This window comes from Methylobacter sp. (genome assembly GCF_004322395.1).
GTDB lineage: Bacteria > Pseudomonadota > Gammaproteobacteria > Methylococcales > Methylomonadaceae > Methylobacter_A.
On sequence record NZ_SCTW01000060.1, the window covers coordinates 129,333 to 147,239 of the forward strand.

General features: G+C 45.1%; 16 protein-coding genes. 10 read left to right on the plus strand and 6 right to left on the minus strand.

Going from position 1 to position 17,907, the window contains the following annotated elements:
- The first annotated feature begins 9 nt into the window (after positions 1-9).
- The 4 genes from EPO18_RS09180 (at position 10) to EPO18_RS09195 (ending at position 3,809) form a co-directional block, all read left to right on the plus strand.
- Entirely contained in the window at positions 10-2,511 is a 2,502-nt protein-coding gene (locus EPO18_RS09180; RefSeq protein ID WP_292433062.1) for a glycogen/starch/alpha-glucan phosphorylase, read from the plus strand.
- A gap of 2 nt (positions 2,512-2,513) precedes the next feature.
- A complete protein-coding gene (gene trmL, locus EPO18_RS09185; RefSeq protein WP_292433076.1) occupies positions 2,514-2,990 on the plus strand; it encodes a tRNA (uridine(34)/cytosine(34)/5-carboxymethylaminomethyluridine(34)-2'-O)-methyltransferase TrmL in 477 nt (158 codons plus the stop codon).
- A gap of 241 nt (positions 2,991-3,231) precedes the next feature.
- Complete coding sequence (locus EPO18_RS09190) at positions 3,232-3,453, plus strand: DUF433 domain-containing protein (protein WP_292433063.1); 222 nt, start codon at positions 3,232-3,234, stop codon at positions 3,451-3,453.
- Positions 3,450-3,809, plus strand: coding sequence for a DUF5615 family PIN-like protein (locus EPO18_RS09195; RefSeq protein ID WP_292433064.1), 360 nt, complete (start codon positions 3,450-3,452; stop codon positions 3,807-3,809). The genes EPO18_RS09190 and EPO18_RS09195 overlap by 4 nt, the downstream gene beginning before the upstream one ends.
- A gap of 27 nt (positions 3,810-3,836) precedes the next feature.
- Here EPO18_RS09195 and EPO18_RS09200 read toward each other — a convergent pair whose 3' ends face one another.
- The 4 genes from EPO18_RS09200 to EPO18_RS09215 are packed head-to-tail and all read right to left on the minus strand — an operon-like array spanning position 3,837 to position 6,177.
- Positions 3,837-4,835, minus strand: coding sequence for an NAD(P)H-dependent glycerol-3-phosphate dehydrogenase (locus tag EPO18_RS09200; protein WP_292433065.1), 999 nt, complete (start codon positions 4,833-4,835; stop codon positions 3,837-3,839).
- Between the two features lie 30 nt (positions 4,836-4,865).
- Positions 4,866-5,333: a protein-export chaperone SecB gene (secB, locus tag EPO18_RS09205; protein WP_292433066.1), complete on the minus strand. Its 468-nt coding sequence runs from the start codon at positions 5,331-5,333 to the stop codon at positions 4,866-4,868.
- A gap of 52 nt (positions 5,334-5,385) precedes the next feature.
- Positions 5,386-5,829: a rhodanese-like domain-containing protein gene (locus EPO18_RS09210; RefSeq protein ID WP_292433067.1), complete on the minus strand. Its 444-nt coding sequence runs from the start codon at positions 5,827-5,829 to the stop codon at positions 5,386-5,388.
- Positions 5,830-5,862: 33 nt separating this feature from the next.
- Positions 5,863-6,177 carry an ArsR/SmtB family transcription factor gene (locus EPO18_RS09215; protein WP_292433068.1) on the minus strand — a complete coding sequence of 105 codons (315 nt, stop codon included), beginning with the start codon at positions 6,175-6,177 and terminating at the stop codon, positions 5,863-5,865.
- Between the two features lie 287 nt (positions 6,178-6,464).
- Between EPO18_RS09215 and gpmI the strand changes: the two genes are divergently transcribed.
- The 4 genes from gpmI to EPO18_RS09235 all read left to right on the plus strand — a co-directional run bounded on the left by gpmI (position 6,465) and on the right by EPO18_RS09235 (position 12,039).
- On the plus strand, positions 6,465-8,009 hold the full coding sequence (gene gpmI, locus EPO18_RS09220) for a 2,3-bisphosphoglycerate-independent phosphoglycerate mutase (RefSeq protein WP_292433069.1): 1,545 nt from the start codon (positions 6,465-6,467) through the stop codon (positions 8,007-8,009).
- Between the two features lie 7 nt (positions 8,010-8,016).
- Positions 8,017-9,243 carry a murein hydrolase activator EnvC family protein gene (locus EPO18_RS09225; RefSeq protein WP_292433070.1) on the plus strand — a complete coding sequence of 409 codons (1,227 nt, stop codon included), beginning with the start codon at positions 8,017-8,019 and terminating at the stop codon, positions 9,241-9,243.
- A 68-nt stretch (positions 9,244-9,311) separates the two neighbouring features.
- The gene (locus EPO18_RS09230) at positions 9,312-10,625 is read left to right on the plus strand and encodes a S41 family peptidase (RefSeq protein WP_292433071.1); all 1,314 of its coding nucleotides are present in this window, start codon (positions 9,312-9,314) and stop codon (positions 10,623-10,625) included.
- A gap of 250 nt (positions 10,626-10,875) precedes the next feature.
- Positions 10,876-12,039, plus strand: a complete 1,164-nt coding sequence (locus EPO18_RS09235; protein WP_292433072.1) for an AP2/ERF family transcription factor — start codon at positions 10,876-10,878, stop codon at positions 12,037-12,039.
- 413 nt (positions 12,040-12,452) lie between these two features.
- Here the strand turns inward: EPO18_RS09235 and EPO18_RS09240 are convergent, their stop codons facing one another.
- Positions 12,453-12,914 (minus strand): DUF934 domain-containing protein, encoded by a 462-nt coding sequence (locus EPO18_RS09240; RefSeq protein ID WP_292433073.1) that lies wholly within the window; start codon positions 12,912-12,914, stop codon positions 12,453-12,455.
- Positions 12,901-14,553 carry a nitrite/sulfite reductase gene (locus tag EPO18_RS09245; protein WP_292433074.1) on the minus strand — a complete coding sequence of 551 codons (1,653 nt, stop codon included), beginning with the start codon at positions 14,551-14,553 and terminating at the stop codon, positions 12,901-12,903. Before EPO18_RS09245 ends, EPO18_RS09240 begins: the two co-directional genes overlap by 14 nt.
- Before the next feature lie 211 nt (positions 14,554-14,764).
- Here EPO18_RS09245 and nhaD point away from each other — a divergent pair, with 211 nt between their 5' ends.
- Both nhaD and EPO18_RS09255 read left to right on the plus strand, forming a co-directional pair.
- On the plus strand, positions 14,765-16,072 hold the full coding sequence (nhaD, locus tag EPO18_RS09250) for a sodium:proton antiporter NhaD (protein ID WP_292433077.1): 1,308 nt from the start codon (positions 14,765-14,767) through the stop codon (positions 16,070-16,072).
- A gap of 258 nt (positions 16,073-16,330) precedes the next feature.
- The gene (locus EPO18_RS09255; RefSeq protein ID WP_292433075.1) at positions 16,331-17,581 is read left to right on the plus strand and encodes an AmpG family muropeptide MFS transporter; all 1,251 of its coding nucleotides are present in this window, start codon (positions 16,331-16,333) and stop codon (positions 17,579-17,581) included.
- Positions 17,582-17,907 lie beyond the last annotated feature (326 nt).

Consider the following 17,907-nt stretch of genomic DNA (forward strand, 5'->3'; position numbering starts at 1 on the left):
ATTAAAAACATGCCGCATAGAAGTTTTAAAACCAGTAAACCAAAATCCACAATTACCGTGCTTCCCGAATTGGGCATGGATGAGAAGGACTTTGTTGCCGATTTCAAGCGTTATTACGGTCATCGCTTGGGCCGGGATGAAAACAATACCTCGCCGCATTATGCCTATGAAGCTCTGTCGATGGCTATCAGCGATAGACTGATAGAAAGATGGAAAAGGACTTTCAATACTTATAAAGAGACGGACTGCAAGAGAGCTTATTATTTGTCGATGGAATTTTTAATGGGCCGCGCGTTAAGTAATGCAATGCTGAATCTGGGCATTACCGAGCCGGTTGAACGAGCCATGTATGATCTGGGGCTTGAGATTGAAGAGCTGATTGAAAACGAACCGGATGCTGGCCTGGGCAATGGCGGTTTGGGGCGTTTGGCCGCCTGTTTTATCGATAGTTGCGCAACCTTGCAGTTACCGGTCACCGGCTACGGATTGCGCTATGAATACGGGATGTTTTCGCAGGATATTGTTAACGGCGAGCAGGTTGAAAAACCGGATCACTGGCTGCGTAACGGCAATGTCTGGGAAATTGAACGTCCTGAGTACACGGTCAGGATTAAATTCGGCGGAAGTACAAAGTCGCATATTGATGAGATCGGCAATAAGCGAACCAGCTGGGTGGAGACGCAAGATATACTCGCGGTTCCTTACGATACGCCGGTTCCTGGCTATCGTAACGGTACGGTGAATACCTTGCGTTTATGGAAAGCCACGGCGACTGAAGAGTTTAATTTACAGGAGTTTAATGCCGGCGATTACGCTGAATCGGTCGCGGCAAAAAATACCGCTGAAAATATCACCATGGTGTTGTATCCGAATGACGCCAATGAGAACGGCAAGGTCTTGCGCCTGCGTCAGCAATATTTTTTAGCTTCAGCCAGTTTGCAGGATGTGATTGGTTCTTGGATCGGACGGCATGGCAACGATTTTTCCGAGTTTGCGGCGAAGAATACCTTCCAGTTAAACGACACGCACCCGAGCATAGCGGTAGCGGAATTAATGCGCCTGCTGATGGATGTTCACGGTTTGGTCTGGGATGATGCCTGGGCTATTACCCGCAAGACGATGGCTTACACCAACCATACTTTGTTGCCGGAAGCGCTGGAACGGTGGTCGGTTAATTTGTTCAAACAGTTGCTGCCAAGGTTGATGGAAATCATCTTCGATATCAATGCCCATTTTCTGGCTGAAGTCTCCGCGCATTGGCCGGGCGATACAGGGCGTTTAACGCGCATGTCTATTATTGAAGAAGGCGGAGAGCAACACGTCAGGATGGCCTATTTGGCTATCGTCGGCAGTTATTCGGTTAACGGCGTTGCCGAATTGCATTCGAAATTATTGCAGCAGGGCTTGTTTCGCGATTTTTATGAGCTTTGGCCGGGTAAGTTCAACAATAAAACCAATGGCGTTACTCCCCGTCGCTGGCTGGCGGCATGCAATCAGGAACTGGCCGAACTGATCACTGCAAGCATAGGCGATGGTTGGCTGACGGATTTGTCGTTGCTAAAAAAGCTTGAACCTTTTGCCGAAGACAAGAAGTTCCGTAAGCGCTGGCGTGAAATCAAGCAAGACGCAAAGCAAAAACTGATCGATTACAAGAAGCATGACCATGACGTTGATTTTAATGTCGACGCGATTTTTGATGTTCAGGTCAAGCGCGTTCATGAATATAAACGGCAACTGTTGAATGTGCTGCATGTGATCCATCTGTACGACCGCATTAAGCGCGGCGACACGGCAAACTGGACGGACCGTTGCGTATTGATCGGCGGCAAGGCTGCGCCGGGCTATTACATGGCGAAGAAAATCATCAAGCTGATCAATAATGTCTCGGGCGTCGTAAACGCCGATCCCGACGTGGGCAAAAAATTAAAGCTGGTTTTCCTGCCTAATTACCGGGTTTCGGCGATGGAAAAAATTTGTCCTGGCGCCGATCTTTCCGAGCAAATTTCAACCGCCGGCAAGGAAGCGTCGGGCACCGGCAATATGAAGTTTATGATGAACGGTGCGCTAACTATCGGTACGCTGGACGGGGCTAATATTGAGATTCGCGAAGAAGTTGGCGATGAGAATTTCTTCCTGTTCGGTCTGACCGAAGAGCAGGTTGAAGAAATGAGGCATCATTATGATCCTAACGCTATCATCAATCAGGATGAAGATTTGCGTAGGGTAATGAATCTGCTTGAGTGCGGGCATTTTAATCAATTCGAGCCCGGACTCTTTGACGATATTTTGGCGTCAATAAAAAGCCCTCACGATCCGTGGATGACAGCTGCCGATTTTCGCAGTTTTATCGATGCGCAAAAACGTGTTGAAGCGGCTTATCAGGATCAGGAGCTCTGGACCAAAATGAGCATTTTAAACTGCGCCGCCAGCGGCAAGTTTTCTACTGACAGAACCATCACTGATTACAACAACGAGATATGGAAGCTGACACCGGTCAGCATGAAGCTCTGAGCGTGTTTCATATCGTTTTGTTTGAGCCGGAAATTCCCGCGAACACCGGGAATATTATCCGGCTCTGCGCCAATACCGGTATGCAATTGCATTTGATCAAGCCTTTGGGTTTTGAACTGGATGACAAAAAATTGCGCAGGGCGGGGCTGGATTACCATGAATGGGTGGCGGTGAAAGAGCATGATTCATTGGCTGATTTTGTCGACAGCATTAAGCCTGGGCGGATATTTGCGCTGACTACCAAAGGCACGCAAATCTACAGCGAGGTGAGTTTCCAGTCTCAGGATGCTTTTTTGTTCGGTCCTGAGACGCGCGGTTTGCCTGCAACGGTGTTGGCGGACTTGGGGCCCGAACGGTGCTTGTACTTGCCGATGCAAGCGGAAAGCAGGAGCCTGAATTTATCCAATACCGTATCTATTGTTTTGTACGAGGCTTGGCGGCAGTTGGGTTTTGCGGGAGCGGCGGTAAAACAGGTATAAAATTCACCACGAAAACACGAAGAGCACGAAGAAATAAAACTTCGTGCTCTTCGTGTTTCGGCAACTGCTCCATGCGTTGTTCTACCTCCTGCATCCATGCAAGTCGTTCGTGGTGAATCTGCTTCAGCAAGGAAATTATGTGAAAACATTACCTAACGGCGTAGTCTGCTATAGTGCAAATTACTGAATTGACCAAAAAATTAAAATACAGATTTTTGCTTCTTAAAGAGGAATCACAATCATGAATTTAGAAACCAGAATCACCTTTAACCCGCTTCAATGCAGCGGCAAACCTTGTGTTCGAGGCATGAGAATTCGTGTCAGTGATATTTTGCAGATGCTGGGCGAAGGCATTAGTAGCGAGGAGATTTTGCAGGATTTTCCCGATTTAGAGCCGCAAGACATTCAGGCTTGCCTGTTGTATGCTGCTCGTCGGGTGAATTTAGAACGGCTGGCGGCATGATCTATTGGCTTGACGCACAACTGCCGCCGCAATTAGCCGGTTGGCTTAGTCAGACGTTTAACGTGGAAGCATACGCCTTGCGTGACCTGCATTTACGTGATGCTGAAGACAGACAAATTTTTCAGGAAGCGCGTCAACAAGGTGTTGTCATCATTAGCAAAGACAGTGATTTTGTCGAAATGGTGTTACGCTTGGGTACGCCGCCGCAATTGCTTTGGGTCACTTGTGGTAACGTGACTAATCGCCGCTTGCAAAATTTATTGACTCAGGTATCTCCCAAAGTTCAGCAATTGCTGGCAGCAGGCGAAGCTGTCGTTGAATTGGCTGACCTTGAAGCCTCAGCATCAATGATTTAACCGGTTGGTCGTAAATAATCAACGCCTCTACGATTCTGCTTTTTGCTCCCGGGCCAACAAGTTTTGTACGGCTGTCAGCGGGGCTAAACCTTCATATAAAACTTTGTAAGTTTGTTCGGTAATAGGCATATCTATGCCGTATTTTTTGGCGAGTAAAAAAGTTTCTTTTGCTGCCGAAATGCCTTCGATTTCCTGGCCGATTTCCTTTGTAGCCTCTACGGTGTTTTTGCCCTGTCCCAAGGCTAAACCAAAACGCCGGTTTCTGGATTGGTTGTCGGTGCAGGTCAGGACAAGGTCGCCCAGGCCTGCCAGTCCCATAAATGTTTCCTGTTTGCCGCCCAGTTTGACGCCGAGACGGATAATTTCGTTTAGCCCGCGGGTAATCAGAGCCGCCCGTGTGTTGGCGCCAAAGCCGAGCCCGTCGGCAATTCCGGCCGCTATCGCCATGACGTTTTTTACTGCGCCGCCGACTTCTACGCCAATCAAATCCGAGTTGGTATAAGTCCGAAAGCGCTCACTATGCAGAATGTCGGCCAGAAGACCTGCAAAGTCCGCTTGGGATGAAGCAATCGTAATCGCCGTTGGCAGCTCGGCCGCTACTTCACCTGCAAAGCTGGGGCCTGAAATTAAGGCTGCCGGAGTTTGCTCGGAAAAGATGTCGGTTACTACCTCGTGAAGCAAAGAGCCGTCGTCGGGATTAAAGCCTTTGGTCGCCCAAGCTATTTGCACATCATTGGATAAATGTGCTTTGAGTTTAAGCAAGGTATCTTTAAATGCGTGACTGGGCACTGAAACCAGCATCAGGCTGCTAAAGCCGGCGGCTTCAGCCAAGTCGGAGGTAACCGTAAGATTTTCAGGAAAAGCCAAGCCGGGCAAATAGCGTTTGTTTTCACGATCTTGCGCAAGCGACGCCATGTGTTTGGGATTATGGCCCCACAAAAGCGTCTGGCAACCATTTCTGGCCGCCAGTATTGCCAAAGTCGTTCCCCATGAACCCGCGCCGAGAACGGCTATTTTTTTATTCATCGAGCAACCCTTCGATAAGCTCAGGACAGGTTAATTGATGGTGTCGGAACCGGGCGCTTGTTGTGCTTGCTGTAAATGTTGCGAATATAAGGCGTCAAAATTTACCGGGGCCAAAAGCATTTGCGGAAAGCCGCCTTTGGTGACGAGGTCGGAAATGGATTCTCTTGCGTAAGGAAACAGGATGTTGGGGCAGAAGCTGCCGAGCATCGGTCCCATTTCAGCATCGGTAAAGCCACCTAAAGAAAAAATCCCTGCTTGATTGACTTCAACAAGATAAGCTGTTGAGTCGCTGTTTTTAACAGTGATGGTTACTGTGAGGGCTACTTCGTACATTGAGTTTTCTAAAGGCATAACATGGGTGCCAAGATTAAATTCGACAGCTGGTTCCCATTTTTCGGTGAAGACTTTAGGTGAGTTCGGCGTTTCAAAAGACATGTCTTTTGTATAAATTTTTTGGATAGAAAATTGTTTTTCTACAGCGTTGGTTTCTTCGGTCATAGTGAATTTCTAAGATTTAGAGTTTAATAGAATGGTTATTCGGAGCGACGATTTAGCTTTTGTTCTTGCCGGTTGATTTTATAGGTAATTTATAGTCGTTTTCCCAGGCTTGCATGCCGCCGGTAATAACAAAAACCTGCTCGAATCCTGCTTTAGTCAATATCTTTCCGGCCGATGCTGAGCGCGTTCCGTTTTGGCAGGCAATCAGAACGGGTTTGTTTTTGTGTGCTTCCAGCTTTGGCAGATGAGCAGGCAAGTTGCCCAATGGGGTATTGATCGCGTTTTCAATATGGCCTTTAAGAAACTCTTCCGGTTCCCGTACATCGATAACAACAGTATCGCTATCGTTCATTTTGGTGACAGCCAATAAAGGCGAAACGGCGCTGAATTTTTTTAATGCAGCATCAAATAGTTCCTGGATTAATAAATAAGTAACTACTGCCAGGGCAAGAGATAAGATGTAATGATTTAAAATGAATTCTAGGTAACGTTCCATGGGTAAGTTTGTAAAGTTAAGTGAAAAGATGAATTAGTGATTAGAGCAGAAAACATCCTGCATCATTTTAATGAGCAACAGCATGCGGTCATCGTCAATGAAGTAATAAACGCGGTTAGCCTCTTTTTTGGAGCCGAGAATTTTTTTATCCTTGAGAATTGCCAAATGCTGGGAAATATTGCTTTGGCTGGTGCCAACCTGATCAACAATTTGTTGCACACAGATCGAGTCACTGCCCAGAACGCACAATATTTTTAAACGCAAAGGATGTGACATCGCTTTTAAGCAATGAGCTGCTTTAGCTATATCAGTATCGTTTATGCTTGTTTGCGGATATTTAATTTCCATAGGTCTGCTTAATTTTTCCAGCTTATTGAATTTGATTAAAAAGAACCTGTGAAGAATTATTTATACACAACTGTTGCCAACGTGTATTAATATAGTGACTATTTGATTACGCAGTTGGCATGTTGCCAAAATACAAAAACCAGTGAATCTGGCAAAATAATACATCACTACGACCAATTTGGGTAATGAAGAATAAAATGAAGTACAAGGTGCTTTATTTTAATGCTTTAGTTTTACGAGGGAAGTAGGGATATGGATTTTTTTAGTATCGGGAGATAAAGATAGAAATGTTTAGTCGGCCAAAGCCTGTGGTATTGCTGATCCTTGATGGGTTCGGTTACTCGTTGGACAAAGAATTTAATGCCATTGCAATGGCTAATACACCTTGCTGGGACAAATTGCAGAAAGATTGTCCCATGACTCTGCTCAACTGTTCCGGTAATGTCGTAGGGCTGCCTAGCGGGCAAATGGGCAACTCGGAAGTTGGACATGTTCATATAGGCACGGGTCGCTATGTTCCTCAGGATTTTTCCAAAGTCAATGATGCAATAGTCGATGGCAGTTTCTATTCCAATCCGGTTCTTTGTAAAGCCGTGGATATTGCCAAAGAAAAAAATAAAGCTCTGCATATCATGGGATTACTCTCTCCGGGCGGTGTTCACAGTCATGAGGAGCAGATTGCTGCAATGGTTGAGTTAGCCGCAAAACGCGGACTTGATAAAATTTATCTGCATGCTTTCCTGGATGGACGAGACGTTCCGCCCAAGAGCGCAATGGCTTCTCTTGAGTTGCTACAGGCAAAATTTGCAGCGCTTGGCGTTGGCCGTATTGCGTCAATTGTAGGGCGTTTCTATGCGATGGACAGGGATAATCGCTGGGATCGCGTAAAACAAGCTTATGACCTGATTGTCAAAGGCGAAGCCGGCTTTAGCGCGGATTCCGCTTTACAAGGTCTTGAAGCAGCTTATGAGCGGGGCGAAACGGATGAGTTTGTTTTACCGACAGCTATCCTGGATGCTAATCATCAAGCAGCAGTTCTTGATCCCGAAGACTCAGTGGTGTTTATGAATTTCCGGGCGGATCGCGCTCGTGAGATTTCTTTGGCAATAACATCAACAACATTCGATGCATTCGATAGAAATCATGCAGCTCACAAAGGCTATTATTGTACGCTAACGGAATATCAGCAGGATTTTGATTATGATGTGGCTTTTCCACCGACCGATCTAAAAAATTGTCTTGGCGAATATTTGTCCAAGCTGGGCATGAGCCAGTTGCGATTGGCGGAAACTGAAAAATATGCCCATGTCACATTCTTCCTTAACGGCGGTGTCGATACCGCTTTCCCAGGAGAAGACAGAATATTAGTGCCCTCGCCCAAGGTCAGAACCTATGATTTGCAGCCGGAAATGAACGCCGCAGAGGTTACGGACAATTTGGTCGCTGCTATTACCGGCGGTAAATACGATGTCATCATATGTAATTATGCTAATTGTGATATGGTGGGGCATACCGGCATAATGGATGCGGCAATCTTGGCTGTGGAAGCTGTCGATGCTTCATTGCAGCGCATAATTGATGCCTTAGCGTCGGTGAGCGGCCAAATGCTGATAACCGCCGATCATGGCAATATTGAGCAAATGGTTGATAAAGAGACCGGACAGCCACACACGGCGCATACTACAAATCCAGTGCCGTTGGTTTATGTGGGTGGCAACCAGCCATTAGACGCGGGTGGTAGTTTGTCGGACTTGGCTCCAACTGTGCTGGCAATGTTAGGGGTTGAGCAACCTGTCGAAATGACGGGTAGATCTCTTATCAAGTCTGTTTAGTCTGTGGATGAGAAAGAAGCTGGTTGTTTGTTTTTTGCTGAGTGGATTCGTCTACGAAAGTTGGGCGGAGGAAATTCCGGCAAGAAACGAGGAGCTAAACGAAGTTCAATCAGGCATTAAAGCGGCCAGTCAAAATATGCAGCGTATTCAACTGCAAAAAAATACTTTGAATACGCAGTTGAGTGAAGTTGAGAAGCTCTATGGAAGGACTGCAGCTTTATTAAAGACATTGCAAGGCCAGGTTGAACAAAAACGCGAGAATTTGAGTAAGATTCGGCAGGAAAAGCAGAGCCTTCAAGATGAAGTTGCTAAACAAAATAAAGAATTGGCAGGTCAAGTAAAGGCGGCCTATGCAATGGGGCAAAAAGAGCAGTTGAAGCTGCTGCTCAATCAGCAAGATCCGGCATTATCTAGTCGGATGCTGGTGTATTATGATTACCTTAATAAGGTTCGCTTGGCGAAACTGACCAGTATTTCTGAGTCTATGCAGCATTTGGATCGGCTGGATAAACAGCAGCAGCAGGAAACCGAGCTTTTAGAGAAAAGTCTTGAGCAAAAGAAATCAGAGCAAATAGCCGTTGACGATGTTAGAAAACGCAGAGCTGAATTGCTAACGCAATTAAAAAGCGACCTTTCTTCAAATGAGCAACAAATCATTCACTTGAAAGAAAGTGAAAATAAGCTGAAAAATCTGGTATCTTCATTGCAAAGATCGACTAATGATCTTACTTTTGAAGTTGAGCAAACAAAAAAACTACACAAAACTGTTCAGGTTTCGCCCGAACCGGTCAAAGATTTGCCTGGGTCCGGGAATGATTTTCCTAAGCTTAAAGGCGACTTTTCTTCTCTTAAGGGACAACTATCTTGGCCTGTTAAAGGACGCCTGAACAATAAGTTCGGCAGTGCTAGAGCCGAGAGCGGGGAGAGTACTTGGGATGGGGTGTTGATTGATGCCAGTGAGGGAACGGAAATACATGCAGTTACCAGCGGGAAAGTGGTTTTTTCCGATTGGCTACGCGGTTATGGCTTATTGATTATTGTTGACCACGGTAAGGGGTACATGACTCTTTATGCATTTAATCAAAGTTTATATCGGCAGGTAGGCGAGTGGGTGGATGTTGGCGAAGTCATTGCTTCCGTTGGGCAAAGCGGGGGTCGTAGCCATTCCGGATTATATTTTGGAATACGCAACAACGGTAAGCCGGTTGATCCGATTGAGTGGTGCCGAGAGTAACCGCGATTAAGTTAATCATTGTGTGGCCATGTTTTTTAGGAAATTGAGCGTTTGGAGTTTTAAGTTACATGTTAAAAAAGAAAAATATTTTCATTCTGTCCTTAGGGATTATGTTGGGCGTTTTTATAGGCATCTGCGGCAGCGTTTTTGCCGAGCAGGATAATGCAAAACCGGTAGCTGAAACAGAAGAAACTCTGCCCTATGAAGACTTGCGCACATTCACGGAAATTTTTGGTCGGATTAAAAGGGATTACGTAGAGCCTGTTTCTGACAAAAAATTATTGGAAGATGCTATTCGCGGGATGTTGAGCGGGCTTGATCCTCATTCCGCTTACTTAATTTCTGAGGAATATCAGGAATTAAAAGAAGGTACAACCGGCCAGTTTGGCGGCTTGGGTATTGAGGTTACGATGGAGAACGGCTTTGTTAAAGTGGTTTCCCCTATTGATGATACCCCGGCACAGAAAGCAGGCATCAAAACCGGAGACCTGATTGTCAGGCTTGACGATCAGCCGGTAAAAGGCATGACCTTGGCTGATGCAGTCAAACTTATGCGTGGCGAACCGGGCAGCAAGATTTTGCTTACTGTTGTTCGTGAAGGAGTGGAAGCACCTTTAAAAATAAGCATAACCAGAGATATCATAAAAGTTAAAAGCGTGAAAAGCCGGATGCTGGAAAAAGGATACGGCTATGTACGGATTAGCAGTTTTCAATCAGGAACCGGAGAAAGTCTTAAAGAGGCCCTAGCCGCACTGAAAAAGGAAAACGCCGGTAATTTAAGGGGCTTAGTGCTTGATTTAAGAAATAATCCGGGTGGTGTGTTGAATGCAGCTGTTGAGGTGAGTGACGCTTTCATTAAGAGTGGTCTCATCGTATATACCGAAGGTCGTATTGAAAATTCTGAGATGCGCTTTAATGCTGCTCCTGATGATCTTATTGACGGTGCGCCTATAGTTGTATTGATTAATGCCGGGTCAGCATCAGCCTCGGAGATCGTAGCTGGGGCTCTGCAGGATCAAAAGCGCGCTGTGATCATGGGGGAGAAATCATTCGGTAAAGGTTCGGTACAGACTATATTGCCAACCAGTAACGGTGCGGCAGTTAAGCTGACCACAGCCCGCTACTATACGCCTTCAGGACGCTCTATCCAGGCCGAGGGTATTGAACCGGACATCGCCCTAGCTCGTGTCAAGCTGGAGGCATTAGAAAAAGCCGAGTTCAAGCCGGTCAAGGAAGCTGATTTGTCACATCATTTGCAAAACGGTAAATTGAAAGAGAGTAAGGAAGAGGCCCTGGAGAAAGAGAAGGAGGCTTTGGAAAAAGATTATCCTTTGTATCAGGCACTGACTTTATTAAAAGGCATTAGTATTATTAAAAAATAAGCTTTAGCTTATAGCGGTAATTAAAAACCCGGATTTTGGCAGACAGAGATGTTTGCTGGGATTCGGGTTTTTTTATGTGTTGGATTTGTTGGGGTGAGATTGCGGTTGGGGTTTGTCTGAAAGGTTGCTATTAAATGGTAGTTATAGCATCATGACTAACGGATTTCTGGGGTGGCTTTTTCACTCTGGATTGAAATTAATATGCATCTAAAAAGGTGTCAGCTTCACGTTAGGCCTAGTTAATAAAAATATGAGTGAAGACAAGGATCTGAGCAACATCACTCGCATTGATCAACTTCCTAAGCCCCCCAAAAAACAGGGGCAGCACGGATGGTGGGTTAGATTTCGCCGTGACGATAAGCCTTTAAATCATTTTTTTAATGATAGGAAATATAGCGGCAAGGAAAAAGCACTTGCTTCAGCTATGCTTTTTAGAGACGCTGTAAAGACTCAATATTTAAATGATCATAGAACTACTCATGTTATTTCGGGTGGGAAAATGCCTACCCAAAGAAGTATTTCGGGTGTATTAGGTGTTAGTAGAAGCTCATATACCGGAAAAAAAGGTGAAAAAGAGTATCTGGTAGAAAACTGGCAGGCTACGTGGCCAACCGGGAGCGGAAAATCAGCCAATAGAAGCTTCTCAGTTAAAAAATATGGCGAAGAGGGGGCATTCAGGCTCGCTTTGAAAGCAAGAGAAGAAGGTATTGCTCAGCTAAAATTAAATCGCCACCCTTCACTCGAACCGATAAACAACGTTGATCAAAAAATCTGGAGATACATGGATTTTACGAAATTTGTTTCAATGTTAGAGGAGGAGGCTTTATTTTTTTCATGTATATCTATCCTAAATGATCCCTTTGAAGGAACATTCTCGAAAATCAATAAAGAATTAAGACCACTAATCTATAAAAGTGAAGAAAATCCAGAAAATATTTCAAATACAGTAAAAGGTCTTCGTGAAAAAGTAGCAGTTAGTTGCTGGCATATGAATGAATATGAATCAGCAGCCATGTGGGAGCTCTACTCTAAATCTGAGGAAGCTGTTTGCATTCAATCAACCTACGAAAAGTTAAAAAAAGAATTAGAAGGTAAGTCAGAACTTGGAGTTGTTAACTATGTCGATTATAACGAGCAGTTTATTCCAGAATATGACCCATATTTGGCATTTTTATATAAAAGAAAATCTTTTGAGCATGAAAGAGAGTTGAGGGCGATACAGAAAGAGGTAGATGAAGAAAATTTTGGTAATGGCCAATTTGAAAAAATCAGACTGTCTAACCTTATTGAGAATATATATGTATCTCCAAGTGCACCGAATTGGTTTTTTGAATTAGTTAAAAAAACCATAAAAAGATACAAAATAAATAAGCCAGTTATACAATCATCTCTTTCAGATGACCCGGTATATTAACGAGTAGTTTCGTGGCTCTGATCATCCTGTATTCCGCTACGCTGGATACAGGTCTGTAGGTTGGGCTGAATGCAATGAAGCCCAACATTTCCAACGGGAATCACAACAACATTAACAATGTGGTCGCTGCCGCGACAATTGATTTAATCGGGTTCTCGCACCCGACGGCGAGATACTTTCTTTTGCTTCGCCAAAAGAAAGTATCCAAAGAAAAGGCGACCCGGTTGCCGCTTGGTTCCTGCGTTCCTCGCTTTCGACGAGGGTTGACGAAAGGGGCTCCTGCCCCTTCGTCAACGTGCGGCATCCCTGCCGCACCCCTACGGGCTATTCTCGCCAAAAGCTCCGGTACTCGGCGCGGCATACGGGATTAAACTCGCGCCACCGGCAAATTTTCTTCGTGCTTTCGTGGTGAATTAACGCAAATTAACGATCGATTTTTGATAATTGACGCTAAAGTCATTCAGGTTAGACAGCGCGACAGGCAGGTCTTCGGTTTTTTCAAGGCTGAACGCATTAACTCCGACGCGCGATAAATAAAACACCTGATCCCGCATGAAATGACCGGTCGCCCGGATTTCGCCTTGATAGTTGTAGCGGCCTCTTAGCAGCCAGGCATGAGAAAATATGCGGCCATCGGCAAAGGCGGGGAAATCCAGCTCAATTAATTGAATGTCTTTTAAATCGGCGGCGATATCTTCAACCGAATCGGCGGGGCCGATTCTAACTCCTATCCGGCTATTAGACTTAAGCAACATTTGTTTGTCTTTTTTCCAGCGGGCTAACGAAACGCTGATGTCGCCGTCTTTCAGATCGGCATCATCGGCAATATAGCTCCAGCTGTCATCAATAATCTGTTTGTCTTTAATTATTTGCATAAACTTGCTCTTTGAATGGATTGATGCCAACGCGTTTTACCATGTCCAGGAAAGACTCATCATCCAGGCGTTGCTTGATATAAACATCCAGTATGGTAGTGACGGCTTTGGTGACTTGATCTTTGGCAATGGAAGGTCCGAGCCGTTCGCCGATAGCCGCTTCGTTTTCCGAGGAGCCACCCAAAGTCAACTGATACCATTCTACGCCCTTTTTATCGACGCCCAGTATGCCGATGTGGCCGACGCTTTGGTGCGCGCAGCCGTTCATGCAGCCGGACATGTTGATTTTTACATCGCCGATGTCGTGGAGGTAGTCCAGGTCATCGAGCGCTTCATTGATTTCTTTGGCAACGCTAATTGTTCCGGCATTAGCGAGTGAGCAAAAATCAAGGCCGGGACAGCAAATCATGTCGGTTGCGGTGCTGTTATTCGGCGTAGCCAGTTTCAGTGCATCAAGTTGTTGCCACAACGGGAATAGATCCGCTTGTTTAACGTCGGCAAAAATAAGATTTTGCCTGTGCGTGCTTCTAATTTCACCAAAGCTGTAGCGGTCGGCCAGATCGGCAACGGCGTCAAGTTGCGTATCGGTCATGTCGCCCGGGGGGGAGTCCGGCGCTTTTAGCGATAAAAATGCAGCGCGATAGCCGGGTACTTTGTGATCGGCAGTGTTGTATTTAACCCAAGTAGAAAATGCCTTGTTTTCGAGTTGCAGCTTCGCAAAGCTGGTGTCTTGTGCGGCGTCCGCTTCGTAGGCTGGTGGTGCAAATTGGGCTTTGATAGCTTCAATGCGAGCGGCGTCAAGTTCCAAGTTATCCCGGATCAACAGCCATTCTTTTTCGACCAATTCGGAGAACTGCTCCATGCCGGATTCTTTGACCAGAATTTTAATACGCGCTTTGTATTTGTTATCACGGCGTCCGAACAGGTTGTAAATACGAAGTATGGCTTCCAGGTAAGATAGCAGGTGCTTCTTTTCCAAATAGGGCTTGATGACTTGCCCAATGATAGGCGTACGTCCTAAACCGCCGCCAACCAACACTCTAAAGCCGATTTCTCCAGCATCATTTTTTACCAGATGCAGGCCGATGTCATGAAGTTGAGTTGCGGCACGGTCATGCTTTGCGCCGCTGACGGCAATCTTGAATTTGCGCGGCAAGTAGGCGAATTCCGGATGAAGGGTTGTCCATTGCCGGATAATCTCGCAATAAGGGCGGGGATCTTCAATTTCATCGACACAAACCCCGGCTAAATGGTCCGATGAAGTGTTTCTAAGGCAATTGCCGCTGGTTTGGATCGCGTGCATTTGGACGCTGGCCAATTCTTCAAGAATGTCAGGAACTTGTTCCAATTGAGGCCAATTAAACTGGATGTTTTGCCGGGTCGTAAAATGACAGTAGTTTTTGTCATAAGTCCGGGCAATGTGAGCCAGTTTCCTGAATTGCTTGGAGTTAAGCAGACCATAAGGGCCGGCTACCCGCAACATTGGGGCGTGAGTTTGTACGTAGAGACCATTCATTAAGCGCAATGCGCGAAATTGGTCGTCTGAAATTTGGCCTTTCAAAAAGCTTTCAGTTTGCCTTCTAAATTGTGCCGCCCGTTGTTCAATGAGTGTTTGGTCGTTGTCGTTATACTGATACATAAATGAGGCTGAGTGCCCGATAGAGACAATTAATTACGACCAATAATCATATACTGTGGGTCATAAAATGACAAAGGTTATTGTATGATGCTAAGATTGTCGGCTAAATTTTGGGTGTTTTTGGTTAATTTTTTGAGATAAAAGTTAGGGGGTTATTTTGTTACGGTCATTATTTGTGTTGTTGTCTCTATTGCTGTTGCCTGGAATGGCGATGGCGGGTGGTTTTGAAAGCCTCGGTTTGACGGGGACAGAGCGGGGTATTTATACGGTTCTGATCTTTATCATTGCCTATGGCTTTGTGATGGCCGAAGAATTTACCCATCTACGCAAGTCCAAGCCGGTTATTTTGGCGGCTGGTATTATTTGGGCGAATGCTGCTGTTTTAGCGGCTCAAGCAGGTGTTTCTGTCGAAGATATGCATGAAGCTTTCGAATACAATCTAAAGGAATATGCGGAGCTAATGTTATTTCTGTTGGTTGCGATGACTTATATTAATTCCATGGCTGAGCGTAATGTGTTTGAAGCCTTGCGTTCCTGGTTGGTAAGAAAACAGTTTGGCTATCGCAAACTGTTTTTGATTACCGGTATTATTACATTCTTCCTGTCTTCTGTAGCTGATAACTTGACAGCGGCTTTATTGGTCGGCGCAGTGGTTATGGCGGTAGGGTCGGATAATCCTAAATTTGTCAGTATCGGTTTTGTTAATTTGGTGGTTGCTGCGAATGCAGGCGGTGCATTCTGTCCTTTTGGCGACATCACAACTTTAATGGTTTGGCAAGCTGAGTATGCTGAATTTTTTGATTTCTTTAAGTTATTCATTCCGTCGGCGGTGAATTACGGAGTGCCTGCAGCGGTGATGTATTTTGCTGTACCCGATGAGCAACCTAAAGCTTCTGATGAAGCAGCGGTGCAATTAAAGCCGGGTGCGATTGTAATTTGTGTAATGTTTTTGCTGACTATCGTTACGGCGGTAAGCTTTAAGCAAGCTCTGCATTTGCCTCCATTTATGGGTATGATGGTCGGCCTTTCTGCGTTGATGCTTTATGGTTATCGTTTGAAAACCTATTATTCTATTGAGGGCGAAGAGGGCTTTGATATTTTCAATAAAGTGCGTCATGCCGAATGGGATACCTTGTTATTTTTCTTCGGTGTGGTATTTGCCGTTGGCGGTTTAGGCTATATCGGTTATCTTGAATTATTGTCTGGTGCTATGTACGATGGCTTGGGCGCGACAACGGCGAATATTTTGGTGGGTGTGATTTCGGCGATTGTTGATAACATTCCTGTTATGTTTGCGGTGCTGAATATGAATCTGGATATGGGCTTGTATCAGTGGTTGTTGGTGACTTTAACTGCCGGCGTTGGTGGTTCGCTGTTATCCGTCGGCTCGGCTGCGGGTGTGGCGTTAATGGGTCAATCTGGCCATAAATATACATTCTTCAGTCACTTGAAGTGGACGCCTGCGATTGCAGGTGGTTATGTAGCAAGTATTATTGCTCATTATCTGATTAATGGTTGATATTGCTGAAATGCCGTATTAAAAGACGATGCAGTAGTTCTGTAAGGCTGAGAGCTTGAATTGGTTCTCGGCCTTTTTCTTATGTGTAATTCAATTTGCTGAACATGATGTTTTAGATGGTTCTCAATATTGTTTTCTTATTGCTTTCTTTGCTTTGTTAAGGAATAAAGATGTAGCACTAATTATTAGGTTAATTGTGGCTTAAAATATTGGTGTAAGTCCAAAATAGTAGCAAAGTATGAATGTTAGAGATGTCCCGTGATAAATAATACCGATATCAAACAGGTGTTCCTTAATAAGCGTATGCTTATTTGTATCTTCACCGGTTTTAGTTCCGGTTTGCCTCTGTATATTCTAATCGGACTGTTGCCTGCCTGGTTGCGCTCTGAAGGAGTGGATTTAAAAGCCATAGGTTTATTTGCGCTAATTCAATTGCCGTTTACTTGGAAGTTTCTTTGGGCGCCGCTGTTTGATCGCTACATTCCGCCACTTGGGCGGCGACGCGGATGGTTGTTTATCTCACAAATAGCATTGCTGTCATCTATTCCAGCTTTTGGTGCGCTGCATCCTGGCTTGGATTTATGGACAATTGCTTATTTGGCCTGTGTGGTGGCATTTTTTAGTGCTTCGCAAGATGTTGTGCTGGATGCATATCGACGCGAATTATTACTGGATAACGAATTAGGCTTGGGTAACGCTATACATGTAAATGCATACAAAATTGCCAGTTTAATACCGGGGTCTTTATCTCTTATTCTGGCTGACCATTTACCATGGAAAAGCGTATTTTTTATCACCGCATTGTTCATGTTGCTGGGTATTGTAATGACGCTTTTCGTGAGTGAACCAGAGCTTAAAAATGGTGCGCCAAAGACGCTTCGAGCGGCAGTGGTTGAGCCTTTTCAAGAGTTCATTGGTCGCAACGGCTTAAAATCAGCAGGTTTAGTGCTAGCTTTCATTTTTTTTTATAAGTTGGGTGATAGCATGGCTACTGCGCTTGCTACGCCGTTTTATCTCGATATGGGATTTAGCAAAACAGAGATTGGACTTATCGCTAAAAATGCCGGTTTGTGGCCAAGTGTTATCGGAGGATTGCTTGGTGGTGTTTGGATGATTAGACTGGGCATTAACCGTGCCTTATGGCTTTTTGGTTTAGTGCAGATGGTTGCGATTTTAGGTTTCGCATGGCTTGCTATAGTAGGTCATAGTCTGCTTTGGCTGGCTATTGCCATTAGTGTTGAAGCCTTGGGGGTGGGATTGGGCACTGCAGCTTTTGTTGCTTTTATCGCCCACACTACGCACCCGCTCTACACCGCCACTCAATTTGCTTTATTCACTAGCTTGGCAGCGGTGCCGCGCACTTTTGCCAATGCTGCTACGGGGTATTTGGTTGAATGGTTCGGCTGGGTAAGTTTTTTCTTGTTTTGCTTTGTGGTTGCAGTGCCGGGAATGTTGCTTTTGCTTAAAGTTGCGCCATGGAATGCGCTGCAAAAATCAGAAAATGCGTAATGAAGGAGTATAGTGAGCGTAGTTAATATTCAAGGCCATCCGTAGCGTCATCAAGTCATCACAGGAGCATGGTGCATAACGTAGTAACGCGAAGTTGTGCGTCGTGAAAAGGGCGAACACTGACGAATACTTATTAATTGCCAAGCCATTTTTCGCTGCTAAAGTCGAATAGTGAAGTGGCTACACTAAACCAATGGGATGGACTCCTCCTCCCACCTTGTATCGGCATCAAAGTGCCAGACTGATAGGATTGAATATCAGACAAACTAGCGGAGGAGTCCGAAATGAATATTAAACGGGTAGGTATAGATTTAGCAAAACAAGTC